The organism is Vibrio phycocola (assembly GCF_054404255.1).
The window spans coordinates 114885-137732 of record NZ_JBTAMQ010000015.1 but is presented as its reverse complement, the minus strand read 5'-3'; the positions used below and the strand labels follow the sequence as shown (position 1 = coordinate 137732).

Here is a 22848-nt window from a genome sequence, read left to right as displayed (position 1 = left end):
GACGGATTCGAACCATCGAAGGCGGAGCCGGCAGATTTACAGTCTGCTCCCTTTGGCCACTCGGGAACCCCTCCAGGTTGTTTTTTATACTCTAAAAGTATAACTTCGTCTGACGTTTTCCCAACATGTCAGTAAAGTGCGGGTCGCATCATAACAAACTCGAACCGGGTGTAAAGTCTTTTTGATATGAAAATGGTTCGAATGGCGTCTTTTTCAGCAACGTGGTGCGAAAGGGTGTTTTTACGTCTTTTTATGGCTGATAAATAGGCGCGCTTTTCAAAGAAAAAGCGCTTGATAATTCAGCGCTTTAATCAATGGTAAAATAGTATTGAAATCGGTATTAACCGTATTTAACGCTATAGCGTGACGGTTTATGGTTCATCGCTAAAATGCAATTGAGAATGACCGCACCAAAGACCGATATTAAGATAGCATTAGTCGGTAAGTGAAATAGTGACGCTATCACTATCCCAGAGTCTAATATTACCTGAGTTTTACCGACAGAAATTCCCCATCTATCTTGGATCCATAAGCAAAGTACATTAAACCCACCTAAACTCGCCCTGTGACGAAATAGAATTAACATGCCAATTCCCATTAGAACACCGCCAGTCGTGGCGCTATAGATAGGGTTAATGGTCCCGAGTTCGACTACTCTAGGCAACATGTCGCTAAACAATGATACTAAGAAACAAGCGAATAAGGTATTAAGCGCAAATGCCGAGCCAAATCGCTTCCAAGCCATGATATAGAACGGTACATTGACCGAGAAATATATCCAACCAAAAGATACGGGTAAAACTTGACTTAATAACAGAGCCAGCCCAGCTGTGCCTCCGGTGATGAGTTCAGCTTGATGGAGAAACATAATACCTTGAGCGACTAAAAAGGTGCCCGTTAGTAACGCGATGAAATCTTCTTTGATCGAATGTTTGTTCATTTTTCAATAATCTAAGGTCTGGAGTACTCACTTTATGGTAGGAAAAATTGCTGATTAGATATAGAGGTAAGGAGTAAATTGCGTAGGGCTTGTGTACGTTTTCTTATACGCACTGTAAAGTCTCGGATTGACAGCTAGACATGCATTGCGCATTTTTATAAATGCTATGACCTTAACTAATGAACATTATGAAAGAACTGCATGTTTGTTTACGTAAAATAGGCTTTATGATCACGACCTATTTATGTAGAATACGCGCCAACACTATGACGAAAACGTTTGCGTTTTTGTCGAACCAGAGCCTTTGAACACAATTCAGTTTTATCTGAAGCAGGAGATACTGATGCTTAAGCGTGATATGAATATCGCTGATTACGATGCGGAATTATTCGCAGCTATCCAAGAAGAAACTCTTCGTCAAGAAGAGCACATTGAACTTATCGCTTCTGAGAACTACACCAGTCCTCGTGTAATGGAAGCTCAAGGGACTCAGCTAACGAACAAGTACGCTGAAGGTTACCCTGGCAAACGTTATTACGGCGGCTGTGAATATGTAGATAAGGCAGAATCTCTAGCCATTGAACGTGCATGTCAGCTATTCGGTTGTGAATACGCAAATGTTCAGCCTCACTCTGGCTCTCAAGCAAACAGCGCTGTTTACATGGCTCTATTGAATCCAGGTGATACTGTATTAGGTATGAGCTTGGCTCATGGTGGTCACTTAACGCACGGTTCACCAGTAAACTTCTCTGGTAAGCACTACAATGTTATCCCTTATGGTATCGATGAAGCTGGTCAAATTGATTACCAAGAGATGGAAGAACTTGCTGTTGAACACAAGCCAAAAATGATTATTGGTGGTTTTTCTGCGTATTCTCAAATTGTTGATTGGGCACGCATGCGTGAGATTGCCGATAAAGTAGGTGCTTACCTATTTGTTGATATGGCTCACGTTGCTGGTTTGATTGCGGCTGGTGTTTATCCAACTCCAGTTCCTCATGCGCACGTCGTTACCACAACAACGCACAAAACACTGGCTGGCCCTCGTGGTGGATTGATTCTGTCAAATGATGGCGAAGCAATGTACAAGAAACTGAACTCTGCGGTATTCCCTGGCGGTCAAGGTGGTCCTTTGATGCACGTTATCGCTGCTAAAGCGGTTGCGTTCAAAGAAGCGATGGAACCAGAATTTAAGGCCTACCAAGCTCGCGTTGTTGAAAATGCAAAAGCGATGGCAGCACAGTTCCAAGCTCGTGGCTACAAAATTGTTTCTAACGGTACTGAAAACCACTTGTTCCTAGTCGATTTAATTGAAAAAGGAATCACTGGTAAAGCTGCTGATGCCGCTTTAGGTTCAGCAAACATTACTGTGAACAAAAACTCAGTGCCAAATGATCCACAAAGCCCGTTTGTAACATCTGGTATTCGTGTTGGTGCTCCAGCTATTACGCGTCGTGGCTTTACTGCTGATGATGCGAAAGAGCTAGCAGACTGGATGTGTGACGTACTTGATAACGTAGATGATTCGGCGAAAATCGAAGAGACAAAACAGAAAGTATTGACGATTTGTAAGCGTCTGCCTGTTTACGCGTAACTTAGTTCAGCTCTAAAAATGTTAAAAAGCCCTCGATATCGAGGGCTTTTTTTATACGTTTCTATAGGTAAAGCAAAGGCCAGTTTAGCGATTTGCTTTCCCTTTCTGCGTTACTTAATTTCCATACCTTTGGCTTGAAGATCTGCGTGATATGAAGAACGTACAAACGGCCCACAAGCTGCGTGAGTGAAACCAAGTTCCAGTGCTATGTCTTTTAGCTCATCAAACTCTTCTGGTGGTACATAACGTTCTACCGGAAGATGATGGCGACTTGGTGCAAGGTATTGTCCAAGTGTCAGCATTGTCACTCCGTGAGCTCGAAGGTCTTTTAATACTTCGATAATTTCTTCTTTGGTTTCTCCTAAGCCCATCATCAAGCCAGACTTAGTAGGGACATCTGGATGCTGTTCTTTGAACTTCTTCAATAGAGTGAGAGACCACTTGTAATTTGCACCCGGGCGAGCTTTACGATAAAGACGAGGCGACGTTTCTAAGTTGTGGTTAAACACATCTGGTGGATTGTCTTTTAATAGCTCTAACGCGGTATCCATTCGGCCACGAAAATCAGGAACAAGGGTTTCGATTCGAATATCTGGGTTCTGCGCGCGAATTTCGCGATTACAGTCAGCAAAATGTTGTGCACCACCATCACGCAGATCATCTCGGTCAACGGACGTGACAACGACATATTTCAACTTCATATCTTTGATGGTTTGCGCCAGCTTTTTGGGTTCATTTGCTTCAGGAGCAACAGGGCGACCATGGGCTACATCACAAAATGGACAACGACGAGTACAAATGGCACCTAATATCATAAATGTTGCCGTGCCGTGGTTGAAACATTCAGCTAGGTTAGGGCAAGAGGCTTCTTCACATACAGAATGGAGATCATTTTTACGCATCGCGTTTTTGATCTCTTTAATTCTTTTGCTATCAGATGGCAGTTTTATTTTCATCCATGCAGGCTTGCGCAGAACTTCTTTTTGTTCCGCAGGCATGTTTTTCACTGGAATTAGTGCCATCTTATCGGCGTCACGATATTTAACGCCTTTTTCCATCTCAATAGGTTTACTCATGATTCGCTGCTTCTGTAAGAAATTCGACATGCTTGTAATTTAGAATGACTACAAGCTCATTTACAAGTTGTTGTGCGACTGATTCTACATCATCGGGGCCGCCTAATTGACTCACTTGAATCATCTCCATTCCTTGGTATCCACAGGGATTAATTTGAAGGAATGGGTTTAGGTCCATATTGATGTTTAAGGCCAACCCATGAAATGAGCAACCTTTGCGGATCCTAAGCCCTAGCGAGCATATTTTTTTTCCTTCGACATACACACCAGGCGCATCAGGGCGAGCGGCAGATTCAATCGCGTACGCGTCTAAGGTTTTAATGACTATATTTTCAATATCAGTAACTAACTCTCGTACCCCGAGTTCTTTTCGTCGCAAATTTATCAAGAAGTAAGCAACTAATTGGCCTGGACCATGATAGGTCACTTGTCCACCTCGATCACTTTGAATCACGGGGATATCACCTGTATTTAACAAGTGCTCAGACTTTCCTGCCTGACCTTGTGTGAATACTGGGTTATGTTCTACCAACCATACTTCATCGGTGGTGGTGTTATCACGGTTGTTAGTGAAATCATGCATCGCTTGCCATACAGGTTGGTAATCCTGAAGGCCGAGATTTCTCACAACAAGAGAGTGGGGCATGAGTTAGCTCAATATAGATAGTTATGTAAAGCGATTATAAACTGTTTTACTACTATTGAACCACATTGGTGATGAAAACTTTGAGTAAAAAAGCAGCTTATTTTTCTAACGGTATGTAATCAAAAGAAAATTAACATTATCATTCAATCAAAAAAAATTGATAAATTAAAATTTAATTACATAATTAGTACGCATATTGGCGAATTCAATTATAAAACCATGCGTACAATATCGATATCGCCTAATTCTTTGTACAAGGTTTCAACTTGTTCTATCGATGTTGCGGTGATACGAATTGATACCGAGTTATAGGTACCTTTTGAGCTTGGCTTGATGACTGGACTGTAATCTCCAGGGGCGTGACGTTGAATAACTTCCAGTACTTTCTCTGGCAGTTCAGGCTTTGCTTGACCCATGATCTTAAATGTAAACGGGCAAGGGAACTCGAGAAGATCTTTTAATTTAGCATCTGAGTTTATAGTCAACATAGTAGTAAACTCCTAATGGAAGTGGTTAGCTGGCTGAGAATAGTACTGATTTATATCCACGATCTCAAGATAAACAAAAAGCCACTAAAAGTGGCTTTTTGTTGTGTCATTCTTTGCGATGGAAAAAGCGTTAGAAAAAGCTTTGAACCAGCAGAACAATGTAGTCCCATAGTCGACTGAAAACACTACCTTTATCGACGTTTTCTAGCGCTAACAATGGATATTGAGCCACATCTTTTCCATCCAATTGATAGTATAAAGTACCGACTTTCGTACCCTCAATAATTGGAGCTTCAAGTGATTCGTCAAGAACAAAGCTTGCTTTTAGGCTGTTAGCTTGACCTCGAGGTAACGTGACATAGGTGTCTTGATCAACACCCAATGAGACTGTGCTTTTGTTACCCATCCACACGCGCTCATTGATAAATGTTTCGCCCGCTTTATGAGGGGAAACGGTTTCAAAGAAACGGAATCCATAACTTAACAGCTTTTTGCTTTCCGCTTTACGTGCATTTTCATTTTTGGTTCCCATCACAACAGAGATCAATCGCATGTTGCCTTCTGAAGCTGAACTAACCAAACTATAACCGGCGTTACTTGTATGACCGGTTTTTATACCGTCGACGTTCATACTTTTGTCCCAAAGCAATCCATTACGGTTGTATTGAGTGATGCCGTTGTAAGAAAATTTTTGCTCAGAATAGATCTTGTATTCATTAGGTACATCACGGATGAGTGCTTTACCTAACTGTGCCATATCATAAGGTGTTGAATACAAACGATCGTCATCAAGGCCATGTACGTTGGTAAAGTTAGTGTTCGTCATGCCGATACTGCTGGCCCACGCATTCATTAAATCGACAAATGCATCTTCCGAACCGGCAACATGTTCAGCCATTGCTACACACGCATCATTCCCTGATTGGACAATAATGCCGCGGTTGAGATCTTTAACTTTTACAGTAGTCCCGACTTCGATAAACATTTTTGAAGATTCTGGGAAGTTTTTTGCCCACGCGTTTTCACTGATAACAACGTCATCTTCGAGAGTAATATTACCTCGTCTAAGCTCTTGGCCAATGACGTAACTGGTCATCATTTTGGTTAAACTAGCAGGAGATAACTTAGTGTTCATCTCTTTTTCGGCTAAGACTTTTCCTGAATGATAGTCAATTAAGACGAAGCCTTTCGCTGAAATTTGCGGTGCATCAGGAATCACAATTGGTGATGATGCAATTGAAGAAGAAACTGGCGCTGCGATAGCGACAGAAGAAATAATGAGCGATGTAAATAGTCTATTTTTTTTCATAATTACTGCGAAATCTTACAATAAGTGGCGTTATCTTATCAGAAACTAAAAACTAAGGTAGCGATGAATTAATTCTTATCGAAATTCGCTATTTAGCGGCAATATACTTTCTAATAAAAGCGGTGTTGTAGCCTAATTTTTTCACCCGTTTAAGGGTTTGTTGCATGGTTCGGTCGTCATTAAATGGACCAAGTAGAACGCGGTGGTTGCGTGTATCACTGTCGACAAAACTTTCGGCTGATAACTTATGACCTAGATCTTGCGATAAAGTTCTAGCTTTTTGAAGATGTTGTGAAGCTATCACTTGTATCACGGAATTACCAATGATCGGTTTACCGGTGTTTTGTATGGTTTGTTCTTTACTAATGTTGATAGTTTCAATTTCAACGTTAGCAGTGCCTGTTTTTAGTACGCCGAGTTTATAGGCTGCGGCATAGCTTAAATCTATCACTCTCCCTGCATGGAAAGGACCACGGTCATTGACTCTTACAATTGCGGTTTTACCGTTACCGAGGTTAGTGACTTTGACATAGCTAGGAAGAGGCAAAGTCTTGTGAGCTGCACTCATTGAGTACATATCGTAGGTTTCACCATTAGATGTTAGGTGGCCGTGGAATTTTTGACCATACCATGATGCAATCCCACGCTCTTTAAAGCCGGTCGAATCTTTAATAATTTTATAATGCGAGCCACGTAGAGAATAATCTTTATTTCCCCCACGGCTGTATGGTTCATATTTGGGTTGTGCATCCTCAACATGATCAACCGCTAGTGGCTTGTCGGGTGCAACATCATTTTTTATCGAGTAACGGCTTTTGGTCGCACATCCCGATAAGAGGGTCGTGCTTATGACGATCGTTATTGCAATAAAACGTATGGTTCTCATTCAGTTAGTTTGCCTTTGAAAATGCTTTTCTATGAGTATGTATTGACATCAAAATACCGAACCCAGCCATCAGAGTTACCATTGATGTACCACCATAACTGATTAATGGAAGTGGAACACCAACCACGGGCAAAATGCCGCTAACCATGCCAATGTTTACAAAGACATAAACGAAAAAGCTAAGTACGATACTGCCCGCCATCATTTTTCCGAATGCGGTTTGGGCATTTGTAGCTAAGTATAGACCACGTCCGATAATAAAGAGATAAAGTGACAATAATCCGACGATCCCGATCAGCCCCCATTCTTCAGCAATAACAGCAAAGATAAAGTCGGTATGCCGTTCGGGTAAAAATTCAAGCTGTGACTGTGTTCCAAGCAGCCATCCTTTACCGGAAATGCCGCCCGAGCCAATCGCAATTTTACTTTGAATAATATGGTAACCAGCGCCAAGTGGATCTGATTCTGGATCAAAGAGAGTACGCACCCTGACTTTCTGATATTCGTGCATCAAGAAAAACCATAATATGGGAATAAATGCACCAAGAGCACATGCGGCTGTTAAAATAATATGCCAACCAATCCCAGCGAGAAATATAACGAATATGCCAGATGCAGCAATTAATATAGAGGTACCTAAGTCCGGTTGAATCGCGATTAAGATCGTTGGGATAATAACCATTAACAGACCAATACATAATGTTCTGAACGTAGGAGGCAATGGCTGCTGACCGATATATCGGGCAATCATCAGTGGAACGGCAAGTTTTAAGAGCTCTGAAGGTTGGAATCGGACAACGCCAATATCGAGCCAACGCTGCGCCCCTTTTGATACTGAGCCAAAAAATAGTACACCGATAAGCAGTGCAATACCGACAAAGAAAAGAAAGGGCGCTAATGACTCATAGGTTCGCGGAGAAAGTTGAGCCAATACAATCATGACGCATACGGCGATCCCAATTCTCATTGCTTGACGATCCATCATTACCATATTTTGACCACTGGCGCTGTACATCACAATAAGGCCAAAAGCCATCACCAGCAAGATGCCTAAAAGCAATGGTAGATCAATGTGAAGCCTTTCAAATAGGGCACGATTTCGGCCTGTAGACGGGTCGAGTTCCATTACGGTTGAGCCTCTTTATCGTTCGTTTCTTCAACAATCGTTTCTTTATCGAGAATGACTTTGGAGAAAATATCGTGCACAACAGGTGCACCATTGCGAGAGCCGCCACCGGCATTCTCTAGAACAACTGATACGATAACTTTAGGGTCTTTGACTGGCGCAAACCCAGTGAACAGAGCATGGTCATGCAAGTGTTCTTCTAATTCATCTGCATTGTATTCTTGGTTTTCAGCAAGGCCAAATACTTGGGCTGTGCCTGATTTGCCAGCACTATCAAATGGCTGCCCTTTAAATGCATTTCGGGCCGTGCCGCGTTTACCATGGTTTACAAGATACATTCCATTGATCGCTATATCCCAATATTTCTCTGGTACATTCGTTATCGGGGGGTAAGATTCGATATCAGCCAAAACCTGTTTATTGAAGGGATCACCATTCTCAAGTGTTGCACGTAGTAAATGGGGCGCGCGAACTTTACCGTGATGAACTAATACTGATGTTGCTTTGGCCATTTGCATTGGCGTGGCAGTCCAGTAACCCTGGCCGATTCCAACAGGAATAGTATCCCCTTGATACCACGTATCTTTATGGCGAGCTCTTTTCCATTCACGTGTTGGCATGTTGGCTTTGCTTTCTTCAAATATGTCGATACCTGTATATTCACCATAACCAAATTTTTTCATCCAAGTGGAAAGGCGGTCGATACCTAAGTCAAAGGCAATTTGGTAGAAGAAGGTGTCGACAGATTCTTCAATTGCTTTGGTTATGTTGACTTTACCATGGCCCCAGCGTAACCAATCGCGGTAAGGCTTAGTTTTGGAGTTTGGAATTCGCCAATATCCAGGATCAGATCGGGTGGTGCTTGGAGTAATAACGCCTTCTTGGAGAGCGGCGATCGAAATAAATGGTTTTACCGTCGATGCTGGGGGATATATCCCTAATGTCGCTCGATTAACTAAGGGGCGGTTGGTATCGTTCAAAAGCTTGCTATAGGCTTTACTTGATATGCCATGAACAAAGGCATTTGGATCGTAACTCGGGCTGGATACCATCGCTAGCACGCCATTATCGACAGGATCGAGCACCACCGCTGAACCGCGTCGGCCTCGGAGCAATTTATTGACGTATTGCTGAAGTTCGATATCAAGGTTGAGAACGATGTCTTTTCCAGGGACCGGAGCTACGTATTTTAGGGTACGAATAATACGACCACGACTATTTACTTCGACTTCTTGATATCCAGGAATACCATGAAGAATATCTTCGTAGTAGCGCTCGACACCTAATTTTCCAATATCTCGAGTCGCTTGATAAAGGGTTTCTTTGTCTTCGCGCTTGAGGCGAGCAATATCTTTGTCGTTGATGCGTGAAACGTAACCAATAACATGCGTTAAAACTTCATTAAATGGATAGTGTCGTTTCAGGTTCGCGGTGACAGAAACTCCTGGGAATTTGTGCTGATTTACCGAAAATATTGCCACTTGTTTGGGAGTTAGCTGAGGAAGTAGTGGCACAGAGTTAAAACGTCGGGTATGTCTGCGCTCTTTATTGAATGCGGTAATTCTCTCTTCTGAAATTGGAAGCAGACTTTTTAAACCCGATATAGTGTCATCCATATTCTTTACTTGCTCGGGGATGATTTCTAGATTGAATATGGGTTGGTTTTCAGCAAGTAAAACACCATTTCGGTCATAAATTAGACCTCGGTTTGGGGCAATTGGGACGATTTTGATGCGATTGTCGTTTGAACGCGTTTTATAGTCCTGATATTGATTAACTTGAATGTTGTAGAGGTTGGCAACGAGCAACGAGACCGAAATAATGATCAGCACAAAGGCAGCTACCGCGCGGTTACGAAATAACCATGCTTCAGCTCGATAATCACGAATAGGGCTACGTCTACGAATCATTTAAATCTACTCGCGATGGTAAGGGTGATTAGTGGTAATGCTCCACGCTCGGTAGAGACTTTCAGCCATCACGACACGAACCAAAGGGTGAGGCAGCGTGAGAGGTGAAAGAGACCAGCTTTGTTCAGCTGCTTGTTTACAGGCCGGTGCCAGCCCTTCAGGACCACCAATTAAGATCGCGACATCTCTACCATCGAGTTTCCATCGGTCAAGTTGGTGTGCTAATTGATGGCTATCCCACGGCTTCCCGGGAATATCCAAGGTGACGATACGACTGCCCTTTACAATGGCATTGAGCATTGCTTCGCCTTCTTTATCAAGAATACGAGCAATATCCGCATTTTTCCCCCGTTTTCCCGCAGGAATCTCAATGAGTTCTAGGGGTATATCATTGGGGAATCGACGCTGATACTCTTTAAACCCAACGTCCACCCAATTGGGCATTTTTGTTCCGACAGCGACGAGCTGGATTTTCACCGTTTAGCTCCAAAGCTTTTCGAGTTGGTATGTGTCTCGAGACTCTTCTTGCATGACATGGAGCATGGAAGAGCCCATATCTAAAATTACCCAATCTCCTTCGGCTTCACCTTCAATCCCAAGAGGAGCAAGTCCATGTTTTTTGGCTTCTAGTGCCACATGAGTAGCAATGGAAGAAACATGCCGCTTTGAGGTGCCAGTACAAATAATTAGGTAATCGGTTAGTGTTGATTTGCCTGTGACGTTTAGAGTGACGATGTTTTCTGCTTTCATATCGTCAGCCTTGTCGGCTAGGAACAGTTTTAAATCTTCGTGTTGCAAAGTTTTACCTCAATCGATCGGGGGGTCTAAAACAGTAAAATCATAGCATGCTTTGTTTTGGTAAGTGTCAAAGTCGTTATGATTTTGAAGCGTTGTAGCTTAAATCTAGGCTTAATTGCTCTAATGCAAGCCAAGGGGGGTCACTATACTGAGTCTTTACCAAGATTTCTATAGCGGTCAACTGTTTAATAAGATCCTGAATTTTATCTGAATTTAAGCGATTCAAAGCAGCCTGATAAAGCGGTCGTTTATTATTCCAAATACGTAATCGTTCAAATTCGGACGCAAGTTGGTTTTGCGGCTTGCTATTTAGTTGCCATAGGAGCAGCAGCTCTTTCTGAATGGAACGCAACAAAATAGTGGCTTCGATCCCTTCCGCTTTTAATTGACGAAGAATTCTCTGGCCTCGATTGGGTTTTCCTTGAAGTAATGCGTCTGTCCAATGAAAAACGGTATAGTGGTTATGGCGACTTAACGACTCTTCCAACCGGATCAGGGTTAATTGTCCATCTGGGTAAAGTAGAATCAACTTCTCTAAATTTTGAACCAAGGCGAGTAGGTTACCTTCGTGCCATTGCGCTAGCATTTTTAATGATTCTTGATCGGGGACTAACCCCAATTGAGAGCAACGTTGGCGAATAAACTGGGGTAAACGATTAAGATCCGGCGTTAAGCAAGTCACGAGAGTTGCTTCAGAGTTGAGCGCTTTAAACCACTTACTATTTTCTTGAGCTTTGGTCAGTTTTGAACCATGAACAATAAGCAAAATATCTGGGTTTAAAGATTGGCTCACTTCGATCAAATGATTTGCCGTGGCCGCATTTGCGCCAGTTTCAGGTAGCGCAATTTCTATTATTTGACGAGAAGAGAATAAACTTAATGCTTGGCATTGATCGTAGATCGAATCCCAATCAATGCTGGTATCCACTTGGTAGCGATGAATCTCTTCAAATCCATCCTGTTTCGCTTTGTTCGTTATCTGGGTCAGCGTTTCGTGCACCAGCAATGGTTCGGGCCCAAAGACAAGGTATACCGAGCTTAACCCTTTTTTGAGTTGTGCGGCGACACGTTCTGGGTAAATTCGCATTTACCTATCCCTTACTCTGAGATGAGTGTTGTAGAAACCGTATGAGAATCAGTTCCTATGACCTCATTAGATTCAGTATCATCACTTTCGAGTCGGGCCAATTGACGGATAATTTGAGAAGCGGAAATTTCACGCATTTCATCTATGATCATCGTTTTTTCGACTGACTTTGCTAACGCTGTTAGAGAGTTATCTAAATAACTTCTGGTGACACTGGTGGATAAAGTTTGCACCCCAACATCTGGAGTGGTGATCTGATAGCTAACTTTTAACGTAATCGCTTTTTCAGCTGCTCGAGTATTTTGATATATTGATATCGTTGTGGTCGAAACACTTTCACTCCTTATTTTTAAATTCGGAATGTTCTCAGCTGGCATCACTAACTGAATATCATTCAGTTTTAATTGGTTCTTTACGAGTCGAGTTAAGGTGCTGTATTGGTCGTGACTGGTTAAGGAAAGCGTTTGCAGTTGTTCAGGAACACTATAATTTCCTCGCATGTGAAATCCGCAACCGGAAAGCAGCGTTACGCAAAGAGTGGTTAATAGAATTTTCGTGTTTATAGCGGAGAGTAATTGCATGATGTTCCTATCACTAAGCGGCTAAGCGCAAGATTGTTAAGAGCTATATCGCCATTAAAACTTCTCTTAGTCACTCTTAAGTAAAAGCGCTAAGAGAAGTAAACAGAGCAGAGGCTCTGTTTACAGACTCGTATTTGTCGATTTAGTTCGCCACTATGTTCAGAAGTTTACCGGGTACGTAGATAACCTTACGAATGGTTAAACCATCGGTGAACTTAGTAACATGTTCGTTCGCCAATCCAAGTTCTTCTACCTGTTCTTTGCTTGCATCAGCAGCAACAGTGATTTTCGCACGAAGCTTGCCGTTGACTTGAACTACGATGAGTTTTTCGTCTTCAACCAAAGCGGCAGGATCGAAACTTGGCCAATCTGCAAAATCAACATCTTTCTGACCAATGCCTTCCCACATTTCAAAACAGATATGAGGAGTAATTGGGAATAGCATGACGATGATTGCTTTTACGGCTTCATCTAACACTGCACGATCTTGTTCAGAATCTTGAGGTGCTTTTGTGAGCTTATTCATCAATTCCATAATTGCCGCGATCGCGGTATTAAAGGTTTGACGACGAGCGATATCATCACTTACTTTCGCGATAGTTTTATGAATATCACGACGTAGTGCTTTTTGGTCATTGGTTAAGCTACTGACCTCTACGGCTTTGGCTTCACCTTTTTCAGCATGCTCATTCACTAAACGCCATACACGCTTCAAGAAGCGGTTCGCACCTTCAACACCAGACTCTTGCCACTCAAGTGTCATGTCTGCTGGAGAAGCAAACATCATAAATAAACGTACGGTATCAGCACCGTATTTGTCGACCATTTCTTGCGGGTCAATCCCGTTGTTTTTCGACTTAGACATTTTGATCATACCTGAGTGCTCAACAGTACGACCTAGGTTGTCGATTGCGGAAATGATATGACCTTTACCGTCACGTTCTACTTTTACATCTGTAGGCGAAATCCACTCTTTGGTCCCTTTTTCATTGGTCCAATAGAAGGCATCTGCGAGTACCATACCTTGGCAAAGCAATTGCTTAAATGGTTCGTCTGATGTTACAAATCCAGCATCACGAAGCAGTTTGTGGAAGAAGCGCGCGTACAACAGGTGCATACAGGCGTGCTCGATACCTCCTACATATTGATCGACAGGTAGCCAGTAGTTGGCTTTTTCTGGATCAAGAATATCGTCCGCTTGCGGTGAACAGTAACGCGCGTAATACCAAGATGATTCCATAAAGGTATCAAAGGTATCGGTTTCGCGTAGAGCGGGTTCGCCATTAAATGTGGTCTCAGCCCAAGATTTATCGGCTTTAATAGGACTTGTGACGCCATCCATTACCACATCTTCAGGTAAAATAACCGGTAATTGGTCGGCGGGTACAGGATGAACCTCACCATCTTCAGTCGTTACCATTGGGATTGGCGCACCCCAATAACGTTGACGTGATACGCCCCAGTCACGTAGACGGAAATTAACAGTTTTCTTTCCTTTGTTCTCTGCTTCTAATTTGGCTGCAACAGCATCGAATGCCGCTTTAAATTCTAAACCGTCGAATTCACCAGAATTAAACAGCACACCTTTTTCGGTATAAGCCGCTTCTGAAACATCTAATGCACTACCGTCACTTGGTTGAATGACAGGCACGATATCTAAGCCATATTTTGTCGCAAATTCATAATCACGTTGGTCATGAGCAGGAACGGCCATAACCGCGCCAGTACCGTAATCCATCAGAACGAAATTGGCGACGTAAATCGGAACTTCACGACCGTTTAGGGGATGAATAGCCGTTAAGCCTGTTGCCATCCCTTTTTTCTCCATGGTTGCTAATTCGGCTTCAGCAACTTTGGTGTTTTTACAATCGTCAATAAACTCAGCAAGTTGTGGGTTACTTTTAGCCGCTTCTGCAGCCAATGGGTGTCCGGCTGCGATACCAACATAAGTCACACCCATTAAAGTATCCGGACGGGTTGTATAGACCTCTAGATCATCATTTCCTGCAACTTGAAACGATAATTCGACGCCTTCAGAGCGACCAATCCAGTTACGCTGCATGGTTTTTACTGTATCGGGCCAACCTTCAAGGTTATCGAGATCGTCCAGTAACTCTTGTGCGTACGCGGTGATTTTGATTGACCATTGAGGAATTTCTTTTTGTTCAACAGGAGTATCACAACGCCAGCAGCAACCATCTTCAACTTGCTCGTTCGCAAGGACGGTTAGATCGTGTGGGCACCAGTTTACAGACGAGGTTTTCTTATAGACCAAACCTTTCTCATATAGCTTGGTGAAGAACTGTTGTTCCCAACGGTAATATTCAGGGCGGCAGGTCGCAAATTCACGATTCCAATCGTAACCAAAACCCAGAAGCTTAAGCTGGGTTTTCATGTATTCAATGTTTTCGTACGTCCAAGGTGCAGGAGCCGTTTTATTTTTTACGGCAGCATTTTCAGCTGGAAGGCCAAATGCATCCCAACCGATGGGTTGCATGACGTTTTTTCCTTGGAGACGCTGGAAGCGCGCGATAACGTCACCAATGGTGTAATTTCGTACATGTCCCATGTGAAGGCGACCACTTGGGTAAGGAAACATGGATAGACAGTAGAATTTTTCTTTATTTGGGTCTTCACTTACTACAAAGGTCTTGTTGTTGTCCCAATGGGCCTGAACTTTTTTTTCAATTTCTTGAGGGTTGTATTGATCTTGCATCGACGATATCCGGTTATCTTGGAATTTGTGAGTTCAATTAGAACAGCGACTTTTAGATCGACATAGAATACCTAAAGCAGCAGTGCACAACAATAGCCAATCTGGTTTGATGGAGGTAAGTTATGCCAAAACGCAGCGCAGGATACGTTTCTTTGCTTGAAACGGTGATCAATAAACTCAAAATCAACCAATAAGACCTCGAAGACGTGGTTCAAACGTCAGAAAAGGTTGCCCATGCCGCATCTGATATGACGAAAGATGAACTTTCTTTAATTTCGGCTTATGTCCAGGCGGATTTAAATGAGTTTGCTCAGAGTTATGAAGAAAGTAAAAGTGGGCCGTTTTATTTGATGATTGAAAATTCTATCTGGCAAGGATTAGCAGAAATTTCGGATAAAACTTTTATTGAGCAAACGGAGTTTTTTCATGAACTCGAAACCCAAGGCACTTATCAGACTGGCGATATCATCGGATTAGGTACGTTGGGTTGTGAGAAGTGTGGTCATCGTGTTGAGTACAATCATCCCACCGCGGTGAGTGATTGTACTGAGTGTGGTAATCATCACTTTCGTCGACTGCCTATCAAGCCTTAGTAGAGCTTGATTTATCTCGTGTGGTTAAACGTGCGAGTATCAATGCAGACAATAGGATCATATAGATGGGCCAACTTCCATATTTAACGTATGGGGTTAGGCCTTGATATGAGCTAATGGTTTTTTTCAATACAGCCACTTCAAACTGAGGGATTTGTTCGATGATTTTTCCTTTTGGATCTGTTATCGCAGTCACTCCAGTATTGGTTGCACGTACTAATGGGCGACCTAATTCGAGAGCTCGCATTCTCGCGATCTCCATATGTTGCAGTGGTCCAACTGAGTCACCAAACCATGCGTCATTGGATAGGGTTAAAATAAAGTCGGTTTGAGTCGTAAAATTATCTCGAAGTTGCTCACCAAAAATGATTTCATAACACAATGCTGCGATAAAATAGCGTTGATTAGCGAAGATATTCTTTTGAATATAGTCACCACGCGAAAACGCTGAGTTTGGCAAATTAAAGATCGGAGCAATAGGGCGAAGCCACTCTTCGAATGGAACAAATTCACCAAACGGCAGTAAGTGATGTTTGTGGTAAAGAGCGTCGATGTCATGCTGATACTCACCGCGACCACTTTCCCCAAGCACGAGAATACTGTTATAAAATGTTTGAGCATCAAGTTGATTTAATACTCCAGTCATAATCGCGATATTTTCTTCTTTGCCAAATCGATCAATGATTTCGAAAAAATGGGGTAGTTCAGATTCAAATGCCGGGATAGCCGCTTCGGGCCAAATGATGATATCAGCATCGATATTTTGTTCGGTAAGTTGCGTGTACTTCTCTATTGTCGGCCAGCGTTGCGAAGGTAGCCACTTTATTTCTTGGTCGATATTTCCTTGAATAAGGGCAATCGTTGTATCGGTTCCCTTTTTCAAGGTGACCCATGGAATATTATTGAGTGAGTAGGCGACGATAAATATGGATACGATCGGTAGCAGTGCGATGAGTTTTCGTTGTTGCCAGTAGTAAACGAGTGAGCCAGCGGCCAATGCAACAATCATGTTTATTAATTCAACACCGCCGACAGGAGCATAACCGGCTAAAGGAGAGTCGATTTGACTGTATCCAAGCCATAACCAAGGAAACCCTGTAAATAACCAGCCACGTAACCCCTCAATGCCTAACCAAAATGCGGGGACGGCAATAAGAAATCGATAGGTTGGTTTTTGTTGCCAACAGCCTTGTACCAGCACAGAAAATAACGCTGGAAATAATGCCAAATACGCAGATAGAAAAAATAACAGAATCACACTGACAATTGGTGGGACGCCACCAAAGGTATCGATACTGACATGAACCCAGCTTAACCCTAAGCCAAATAACCCAAGCCCCCAAAGCCAGCCAACAGAAAAAGCACTTTTCCATGACAATTGTTGAGTTGATAGATTTATGAGAAATGCTAGAGAAAGAATGGCAACTGGCCAAATAGAATAGGGAGCAAAAGCGAGAGAAGTTGCTGCACCAACAAATAAGGTTACGCCGGAGCGTAACCAAATAGAGGTTGTAAATTTAACCATTGATATGTGTTCCAAATACCAAAACGTTATGGAGAGTCAGGCTCAGATGATGAGTCATCATCGGGAATGGTGACCTGTAATTGGACAATTCTGCGGTTATCAGAGTTGGTTACTTTGAACTGGAATTCGCCAACGGATACCAACTCACCACGTTCAGGTAGATGACCGAATGCTGTCATTACTAACCCGCCAACGGTATCGATTTCATCATCACTGTACTGAGTGCCAAACGTTTCGTTAAAGTCTTCGATGGTGGTTAAACCACTTAAAGAGAAAGTATGCTTGCTTAACTGACGGATATATCTTTCATCTTCTTCGTCGGTTTCATCTTCGATATCACCGACGATTTCTTCGAGGATATCTTCGATGGTGACAACCCCAGATACTCCGCCAAATTCATCAACAACAATCGCCATGTGGTAGCGCTCTTCTTGAAACTCTTTCAGTAAGCGATCGACGCGCTTACTTTCTGGAACGACAACAGCAGGACGAGTCACTTCGGTGATAGTAAACGGTGCGCTTTGAGAGCCTAGATATTTCAGGAGGTCTTTGGCTAGTAGAATACCTTCGACATGGTCTTTGTCTTCACTGACGATAGGGTATCGGGAGTGTTGTGCATCGGAAATAAGCGTTACGATTTGATCGAGAGAGTCGGTGATATCGACAGTCACCATTTGAGAGCGAGGAATCATAATATCTCTGACTCTCATATCGGCGATTTGAATGACGCCTTCGAGCATATCCCGCGTGTCGTGATCGATTAAATCGTTGACCTCTGAACCTCGGATAACCTCGACGAGATCGTCTTTATCCTTGGGATCACCTTGAAAGATTTGTCCTATACGGTCTAAAAATGTCTTTCGACTGGGACCGTCTGCGCTTTGCGAATTGTCTTCGTTCATTTTATCTCTGTTTACTTAGGCTATCAGATGTGTGATAGCACACATGATAATGATAAAAAATTAGCTGCATTAACAGCGATTTTTTTATCATTAAAGTTATGTATTTTCCTACTACTTTTCTAGTATATAAGGGTCGTTATACCCAATATCAAGCATGATTTCAGCTTCCAGAGCTTCCATCTCTTCGGCTTCATCATCGTCAATATGATCATAACCTAGCAGATGCAAACAGCCATGTACAACCATATGAGCCCAATGTGCTATTGGCGTCTTATTCTGTTCTTTTGCTTCCCGTTCAACTACTGGGCAACAAATGACTAAATCACCCAATAGAGCTAATTCGACTTCTGGTGGAGCCTCAAAGGGAAAAGAGAGCACATTTGTTGGCTTGTCTTTGTGACGATATTGAGAGTTAAGTTGTTGGCTCTCTTGTTCGTCGACAAGCCGTACAGTAAGTTCAGCTTCAGCTTGAAATGGGGTAATGATCTTATCTACCCACTCTTGAATCTGATGGTGAGAAGGCAAATTTCCTGAATGTTCTGTCGCGATCTGTAGATCAAGTTCAATGGCCATTTTCTATCAATTCCAAGCGTGAGTTTAACCGCTAATTCGAGTCTGTTTGTGGAGCCGTGGTCACGGCAAGTGCAGCGCGTGTTAATGCTTCGGCTTGTTGAGTTTCACGTTCTTCACGTCGTTTCCGGTCGATTTCTTTGCGCTCTTTTTGATCTTTAGCTTCCCATTTTTCATAGGCGTTGACGATTCGAGCGACCACTGGGTGTCTTACCACATCTTCAGCAATAAAGAAGTTGAAGCTGATATCATCGACGTCACTAAGGACTTCCACTGCATGACGTAAGCCAGATTTGGCTCCGCGTGGTAAGTCGATCTGAGTGACATCTCCAGTGATAACCGCTCTAGAATTGAAGCCAATACGAGTAAGGAACATTTTCATCTGTTCTACCGTGGTGTTTTGGCTTTCATCGAGGATAATAAAGGCGTCGTTTAACGTTCTCCCACGCATATAAGCTAACGGAGCAACTTCGATAACATTGCGTTCGATGAGCTTCTCAACACGTTCAAAGCCAAGCATTTCAAATAATGCATCGTAAAGTGGGCGTAAATATGGGTCGACTTTCTGACTCAGGTCACCAGGGAGAAAACCAAGCTTTTCGCCGGCTTCGACCGCTGGGCGTGTAAGTAGAATACGACGGATTTCTTGACGTTCAAGTGCGTCAACCGCTGCTGCTACCGCGAGGTAAGTTTTACCTGTACCGGCAGGACCAATACCGAACGTGATGTCGTGCGTCACCATATTCATTAGGTATTGCGCTTGATTTGGCGTGCGAGGTTTTATTACCCCTTTCTTTGTCTTAATGGTGACTTCTTTACCATAGACAATCGACGCTTCAGTCGTGTCTTGCTCAAGTACACCCGATTCCTTGACGGCTAAGTGAACTTGTTCGGGTTCGAGGTCTGGAGTATTACCACGAATAGGAGCTGTATTAACATAAAGAGTGCGCAAAATATCGATTGCGGCCGAGGCAGTATGAGGTTTACCAACAACAGTAAAGTGCTCACTGCGGTGATTTATTTCAACCCCTAATCGGCGCTCTAAATGTTTGATATTATCATCGAATGGACCACAAAGACTGGCAAGGCGGCGGTTATCAGAAGGTTCTAAGTCGATCTCTAATGTTACTATTTTCGTACTCAATGTTGCCTCTCAATTCTGTCATAACGCAGTGCCCGATTGCGACCGGGCACTTTGTGACTTGTTATCCGAGATTATGGGGTAAACGTTGCTACTCCAAGCTCATCTTCTTTACGGGTCTTTTCTATCATTGCGGATGGTGATACCGCAATACGCAGGTTCATTTCGCTTTCGGTTCTGACTAACTCACCACGAAGTGAATTTGCAAAGACATCAACTATGTTAACATCAACGAATTGACCAATCAGGTCAGCAGAGCCTTCAAAGTTCACGACACGGTTGTTCTCGGTACGTCCGCGAAGTTCCATCAAGTTCTTTTTCGATGGGCCTTCGACAATAATGCGTTGTTCTGTCCCAAGCATTAGACGTGAATAGCGCATTGCTTGAGTATTGATCGTTTGTTGCAGTTCATACAAACGTTCTTTTTTCGTTTCTTCAGAGAGATCGCATGGGTAATCCGCTGCCGGAGTGCCTGGGCGTGGTGAAAAGATAAAGCTAAAGCTCATATCGAAATCCACATCACGGATTAATTTCATCGTATCTGCGAAATCTTGATCGCTTTCACCTGGGAAGCCTACGATAAAGTCGGAACTAATTTGAATATCAGGGCGAGCTTTACGCAGCTTACGAATAATAGATTTATACTCGATGGCGGTGTGCGGTCGCTTCATCATGGTTAAAATACGATCGGAGCCACTTTGAACGGGCAAGTGCAAAAAGCTCACTAACTCTGGGGTGTCTTCATACACAGCAACGATATCATCGGTAAACTCTAATGGATGACTGGTGGTAAAGCGAAGGCGGTCAATACCATCAATAGAGGCGACAAGTCTTAGTAATTCGGCGAATGAACAGATATCACCGTCATGTGTTAGGCCTCGGTAGGCATTCACGTTTTGGCCTAATAGGTTGACCTCACGTACGCCTTGCTCAGCAAGTTGTGCTACTTCAAATAGAACGTCATCCATTGGGCGACTGACTTCTTCGCCTCGAGTATAAGGCACGACACAGTAAGTACAATATTTTGAGCATCCTTCCATGATAGAGACGAATGCGGTTGCACCTTCTGCTTTGGGTTCAGGCAGGTTATCGAACTTCTCTATCTCTGGGAATGAAATATCCATCACCGGTGCATGATCATCATGAGAGCGTTTAATCATTTCAGGCAAACGGTGCAGCGTTTGAGGGCCAAAAATAACATCGACAAATGAAGCTCGTTCACGAATATGGTCACCTTCTTGAGTGGCAACGCAGCCACCGACACCGATAACAACGCCCGGTTTTTTATCTTTTAAGGTTTTCCAACGGCCAAGCTGATGAAAGACTTTTTCTTGCGCTTTTTCACGAATAGAACAGGTATTCAGTAGTAGTACATCTGCTTCCTCAGGCACTTCTGTTAACTCATAGCCATTTGTTGCATTGAGTAGGTCGGCCATTTTCGATGAATCGTATTCGTTCATCTGACAGCCCCAAGTTTTAATTAGCAGTTTCTTACTCATTTCTTTCGCTCGTATTATCAATTTTTGGTGTCATTGACCCATTCGGGTAAATACTGGTTGGTTATCCGATTTCGTGGTAGCCGCGTATTGTACTGCTTTAAAAAGTCACTGACTAGTCAATCTCAACAATCAATTTAAACCAAGGTTATATAGCGAGAGAAGCCTTATTTTAAGTAGTGATATAACCGAAATAGATTCGCAATCTGATATGAAGATCGTACAATTAAAAATCAGAATACAAAATCAAATAGTTAGCGATGATGACGATGAAAAAAGTGGAACTAGCCGTAGTCGGTGGCGGAATGGTTGGTGCAGCAACCGCGTTGGGTTTAGCTCAGCAGGGTAGAGAGGTCGTGCTGATTGAACAAACGCCACCGTGTGCTTTTGACGCTGAGCAACCTATGGATCTTAGAGTGTCGGCAATATCGATGGCTTCGGTTGAGTTTCTGCAGCAGTTAGGAGTGTGGCCTGCGATTGAGAAGATGAGAATATGTCCGTATAAGGGCTTGGAAACGTGGGAACATGAAAATTGTAAGACATCGTTTTTCGCAGAAGAAATAGCACTTAATCAATTGGGGTATATGGTAGAAAACCGCGTTATACAGCTAGGCTTGTGGCAACAGTTTTCACTTTATCCAAACCTAACCGTGTTGTGTCCAGATGAGATCAATGCGATCGAGTTTGCTGAAAATTCCATTTTGCATCTGTCGTCTGGGGAAAAGGTTGCGGCTGATTGGGTGGTTGGCGCTGATGGGGCCAATTCTAAAGTGCGCACATTTGCTAATATCGGAGTCACTGCGTGGGATTATCGTCATCACTGCATGTTGATTAATGTTAAGACTACGCTAGTGCAAGAAGACGTTACTTGGCAGCAGTTTTTTCCTTCAGGACCGAGATCGTATTTACCAATGGGTGGACATCAAGCTTCGTTGGTATGGTATGACTCACCACAACGTATTCGTCAGCTATCGGCAATGAACTCAGTTCAGTTAAAAGAAGAAATAGAAAGGCATTTTCCTAATCAATTAGGGGAGGTTGAAGTGAGTGATCATGGTTCATTCCCATTGGTTCGTCGTCATGCGCAAAGTTATGTTTCTAAACATTGTGTCCTTGTTGGTGATGCTGCACATACGATAAATCCATTGGCTGGCCAGGGCGTAAATTTGGGATTTAAAGATGTCAGGGAGTTATTGAAACAAACCAGCGAAAGTTCGATGTTAACTGAGCAAATGTTTATGCAGTACCAGAAAAATAGAAAAATTGATAATTTAGCGATGCAAAGTGGGATGGATGTTTTTTACAAACTGTTTAGCAATGATATCATGCCGTTGAAATTGATGCGTAATATTGCTCTGAAAACAGCCCAGCATGCAGGACCTTTAAAAAAGCGAGCGCTTCGCTATGCACTAGGTTACTAGGACCGTTGTTTGTTTCGTTGAATCATAAAAAAACGCCGCTAAG

At 42.9% G+C, this 22848-nt stretch carries 20 protein-coding genes and 1 pseudogene; 3 read left to right on the top strand and 18 right to left on the bottom strand.

Annotated features, from left to right (window positions below; all coding sequences use genetic code 11):
• Positions 1-340: 340 nt before the first annotated feature.
• A complete protein-coding gene (locus ACXJY6_RS17345) occupies positions 341-940 on the bottom strand; it encodes a YitT family protein (RefSeq protein ID WP_456052638.1) in 600 nt (199 codons plus the stop codon).
• Positions 941-1283: 343 nt separating this feature from the next.
• Between ACXJY6_RS17345 and glyA the strand changes: the two genes are divergently transcribed.
• Complete coding sequence (glyA, locus tag ACXJY6_RS17340; RefSeq protein WP_456052637.1) at positions 1284-2534, top strand: serine hydroxymethyltransferase; 1251 nt, start codon at positions 1284-1286, stop codon at positions 2532-2534.
• A 110-nt stretch (positions 2535-2644) separates the two neighbouring features.
• On the opposite strand, the gene lipA is transcribed toward glyA, so the two are convergent.
• The 12 genes from lipA to leuS form a co-directional block, all read right to left on the bottom strand.
• A complete protein-coding gene (gene lipA / locus ACXJY6_RS17335; protein ID WP_456052636.1) occupies positions 2645-3610 on the bottom strand; it encodes a lipoyl synthase in 966 nt (321 codons plus the stop codon).
• Entirely contained in the window at positions 3603-4256 is a 654-nt protein-coding gene (gene lipB, locus ACXJY6_RS17330; protein ID WP_456052635.1) for a lipoyl(octanoyl) transferase LipB, read from the bottom strand. The genes lipA and lipB overlap by 8 nt, the downstream gene beginning before the upstream one ends.
• Before the next feature lie 209 nt (positions 4257-4465).
• Positions 4466-4744 (bottom strand): DUF493 family protein YbeD, encoded by a 279-nt coding sequence (ybeD, locus tag ACXJY6_RS17325; protein ID WP_456052634.1) that lies wholly within the window; start codon positions 4742-4744, stop codon positions 4466-4468.
• Positions 4745-4874: 130 nt separating this feature from the next.
• Positions 4875-6053: a serine hydrolase gene (locus ACXJY6_RS17320; protein WP_456052633.1), complete on the bottom strand. Its 1179-nt coding sequence runs from the start codon at positions 6051-6053 to the stop codon at positions 4875-4877.
• Positions 6054-6141: 88 nt separating this feature from the next.
• Positions 6142-6939: a septal ring lytic transglycosylase RlpA family protein gene (locus tag ACXJY6_RS17315; RefSeq protein WP_458769100.1), complete on the bottom strand. Its 798-nt coding sequence runs from the start codon at positions 6937-6939 to the stop codon at positions 6142-6144.
• 4 nt (positions 6940-6943) lie between these two features.
• The gene (gene rodA / locus ACXJY6_RS17310) at positions 6944-8065 is read right to left on the bottom strand and encodes a rod shape-determining protein RodA (RefSeq protein ID WP_456052631.1); all 1122 of its coding nucleotides are present in this window, start codon (positions 8063-8065) and stop codon (positions 6944-6946) included.
• Positions 8065-9975, bottom strand: a complete 1911-nt coding sequence (gene mrdA / locus ACXJY6_RS17305; protein WP_456052630.1) for a penicillin-binding protein 2 — start codon at positions 9973-9975, stop codon at positions 8065-8067. Before mrdA ends, rodA begins: the two co-directional genes overlap by 1 nt.
• A gap of 6 nt (positions 9976-9981) precedes the next feature.
• Positions 9982-10452, bottom strand: a complete 471-nt coding sequence (gene rlmH, locus ACXJY6_RS17300) for a 23S rRNA (pseudouridine(1915)-N(3))-methyltransferase RlmH (protein ID WP_458769099.1) — start codon at positions 10450-10452, stop codon at positions 9982-9984.
• Positions 10453-10455: 3 nt separating this feature from the next.
• The gene (gene rsfS, locus ACXJY6_RS17295) at positions 10456-10773 is read right to left on the bottom strand and encodes a ribosome silencing factor (protein ID WP_456052628.1); all 318 of its coding nucleotides are present in this window, start codon (positions 10771-10773) and stop codon (positions 10456-10458) included.
• 76 nt (positions 10774-10849) lie between these two features.
• Positions 10850-11860: a DNA polymerase III subunit delta gene (gene holA / locus ACXJY6_RS17290; protein ID WP_458769098.1), complete on the bottom strand. Its 1011-nt coding sequence runs from the start codon at positions 11858-11860 to the stop codon at positions 10850-10852.
• An 11-nt stretch (positions 11861-11871) separates the two neighbouring features.
• On the bottom strand, positions 11872-12360 hold the full coding sequence (gene lptE / locus ACXJY6_RS17285) for an LPS assembly lipoprotein LptE (protein WP_458769097.1): 489 nt from the start codon (positions 12358-12360) through the stop codon (positions 11872-11874).
• 223 nt (positions 12361-12583) lie between these two features.
• The gene (gene leuS, locus ACXJY6_RS17280) at positions 12584-15157 is read right to left on the bottom strand and encodes a leucine--tRNA ligase (protein WP_456052625.1); all 2574 of its coding nucleotides are present in this window, start codon (positions 15155-15157) and stop codon (positions 12584-12586) included.
• Positions 15158-15279: 122 nt separating this feature from the next.
• On the opposite strand from leuS, the pseudogene ACXJY6_RS17275 reads away from it, so the two are divergent.
• Positions 15280-15750, top strand: a pseudogene (locus tag ACXJY6_RS17275) (zinc ribbon-containing protein).
• Here ACXJY6_RS17275 and lnt read toward each other — a convergent pair.
• The 5 genes from lnt to miaB form a co-directional block, all read right to left on the bottom strand.
• A complete protein-coding gene (gene lnt, locus ACXJY6_RS17270) occupies positions 15740-17275 on the bottom strand; it encodes an apolipoprotein N-acyltransferase (RefSeq protein WP_458769096.1) in 1536 nt (511 codons plus the stop codon). The pseudogene ACXJY6_RS17275 and the gene lnt sit on opposite strands and share 11 nt — an antisense overlap.
• A gap of 26 nt (positions 17276-17301) precedes the next feature.
• Positions 17302-18177: a CNNM family magnesium/cobalt transport protein CorC gene (corC, locus tag ACXJY6_RS17265; protein WP_456052622.1), complete on the bottom strand. Its 876-nt coding sequence runs from the start codon at positions 18175-18177 to the stop codon at positions 17302-17304.
• 111 nt (positions 18178-18288) lie between these two features.
• Positions 18289-18750 (bottom strand): rRNA maturation RNase YbeY, encoded by a 462-nt coding sequence (gene ybeY / locus ACXJY6_RS17260; protein ID WP_458769095.1) that lies wholly within the window; start codon positions 18748-18750, stop codon positions 18289-18291.
• 31 nt (positions 18751-18781) lie between these two features.
• Positions 18782-19891: a PhoH family protein gene (locus tag ACXJY6_RS17255; RefSeq protein ID WP_458769094.1), complete on the bottom strand. Its 1110-nt coding sequence runs from the start codon at positions 19889-19891 to the stop codon at positions 18782-18784.
• Between the two features lie 71 nt (positions 19892-19962).
• Entirely contained in the window at positions 19963-21387 is a 1425-nt protein-coding gene (miaB, locus tag ACXJY6_RS17250; RefSeq protein WP_456052619.1) for a tRNA (N6-isopentenyl adenosine(37)-C2)-methylthiotransferase MiaB, read from the bottom strand.
• Positions 21388-21653: 266 nt separating this feature from the next.
• On the opposite strand from miaB, the gene ACXJY6_RS17245 reads away from it, so the two are divergent.
• Positions 21654-22805 carry a 2-octaprenyl-3-methyl-6-methoxy-1,4-benzoquinol hydroxylase gene (locus ACXJY6_RS17245; RefSeq protein ID WP_458769093.1) on the top strand — a complete coding sequence of 384 codons (1152 nt, stop codon included), beginning with the start codon at positions 21654-21656 and terminating at the stop codon, positions 22803-22805.
• Positions 22806-22848: the final 43 nt, after the last annotated feature.

What these genes read in the sequence shown, in the direction of transcription:
- ACXJY6_RS17315 (WP_458769100.1), bottom strand. Translation starts at nt 6,939, where the DNA reads ATGAGAACCATACGTTTTATTGCAATAACGATCGTCATAAGCACGACC.
- ACXJY6_RS17320 (WP_456052633.1), bottom strand. Translation starts at nt 6,053, where the DNA reads ATGAAAAAAAATAGACTATTTACATCGCTCATTATTTCTTCTGTCGCT.
- mrdA (WP_456052630.1), bottom strand. Translation starts at nt 9,975, where the DNA reads ATGATTCGTAGACGTAGCCCTATTCGTGATTATCGAGCTGAAGCATGG.
- lptE (WP_458769097.1), bottom strand. Translation starts at nt 12,360, where the DNA reads ATGCGAGGAAATTATAGTGTTCCTGAACAACTGCAAACGCTTTCCTTA.
- ybeY (WP_458769095.1), bottom strand. Translation starts at nt 18,750, where the DNA reads ATGGCCATTGAACTTGATCTACAGATCGCGACAGAACATTCAGGAAAT.
- ACXJY6_RS17245 (WP_458769093.1), top strand. Translation starts at nt 21,654, where the DNA reads ATGAAAAAAGTGGAACTAGCCGTAGTCGGTGGCGGAATGGTTGGTGCA.
- leuS (WP_456052625.1), bottom strand. Translation starts at nt 15,157, where the DNA reads ATGCAAGATCAATACAACCCTCAAGAAATTGAAAAAAAAGTTCAGGCC.
- lipB (WP_456052635.1), bottom strand. Translation starts at nt 4,256, where the DNA reads ATGCCCCACTCTCTTGTTGTGAGAAATCTCGGCCTTCAGGATTACCAA.
- rodA (WP_456052631.1), bottom strand. Translation starts at nt 8,065, where the DNA reads ATGGAACTCGACCCGTCTACAGGCCGAAATCGTGCCCTATTTGAAAGG.
- holA (WP_458769098.1), bottom strand. Translation starts at nt 11,860, where the DNA reads ATGCGAATTTACCCAGAACGTGTCGCCGCACAACTCAAAAAAGGGTTA.
- glyA (WP_456052637.1), top strand. Translation starts at nt 1,284, where the DNA reads ATGCTTAAGCGTGATATGAATATCGCTGATTACGATGCGGAATTATTC.
- ybeD (WP_456052634.1), bottom strand. Translation starts at nt 4,744, where the DNA reads ATGTTGACTATAAACTCAGATGCTAAATTAAAAGATCTTCTCGAGTTC.
- miaB (WP_456052619.1), bottom strand. Translation starts at nt 21,387, where the DNA reads ATGAGTAAGAAACTGCTAATTAAAACTTGGGGCTGTCAGATGAACGAA.
- lipA (WP_456052636.1), bottom strand. Translation starts at nt 3,610, where the DNA reads ATGAGTAAACCTATTGAGATGGAAAAAGGCGTTAAATATCGTGACGCC.
- lnt (WP_458769096.1), bottom strand. Translation starts at nt 17,275, where the DNA reads ATGGTTAAATTTACAACCTCTATTTGGTTACGCTCCGGCGTAACCTTA.
- ACXJY6_RS17345 (WP_456052638.1), bottom strand. Translation starts at nt 940, where the DNA reads ATGAACAAACATTCGATCAAAGAAGATTTCATCGCGTTACTAACGGGC.
- corC (WP_456052622.1), bottom strand. Translation starts at nt 18,177, where the DNA reads ATGAACGAAGACAATTCGCAAAGCGCAGACGGTCCCAGTCGAAAGACA.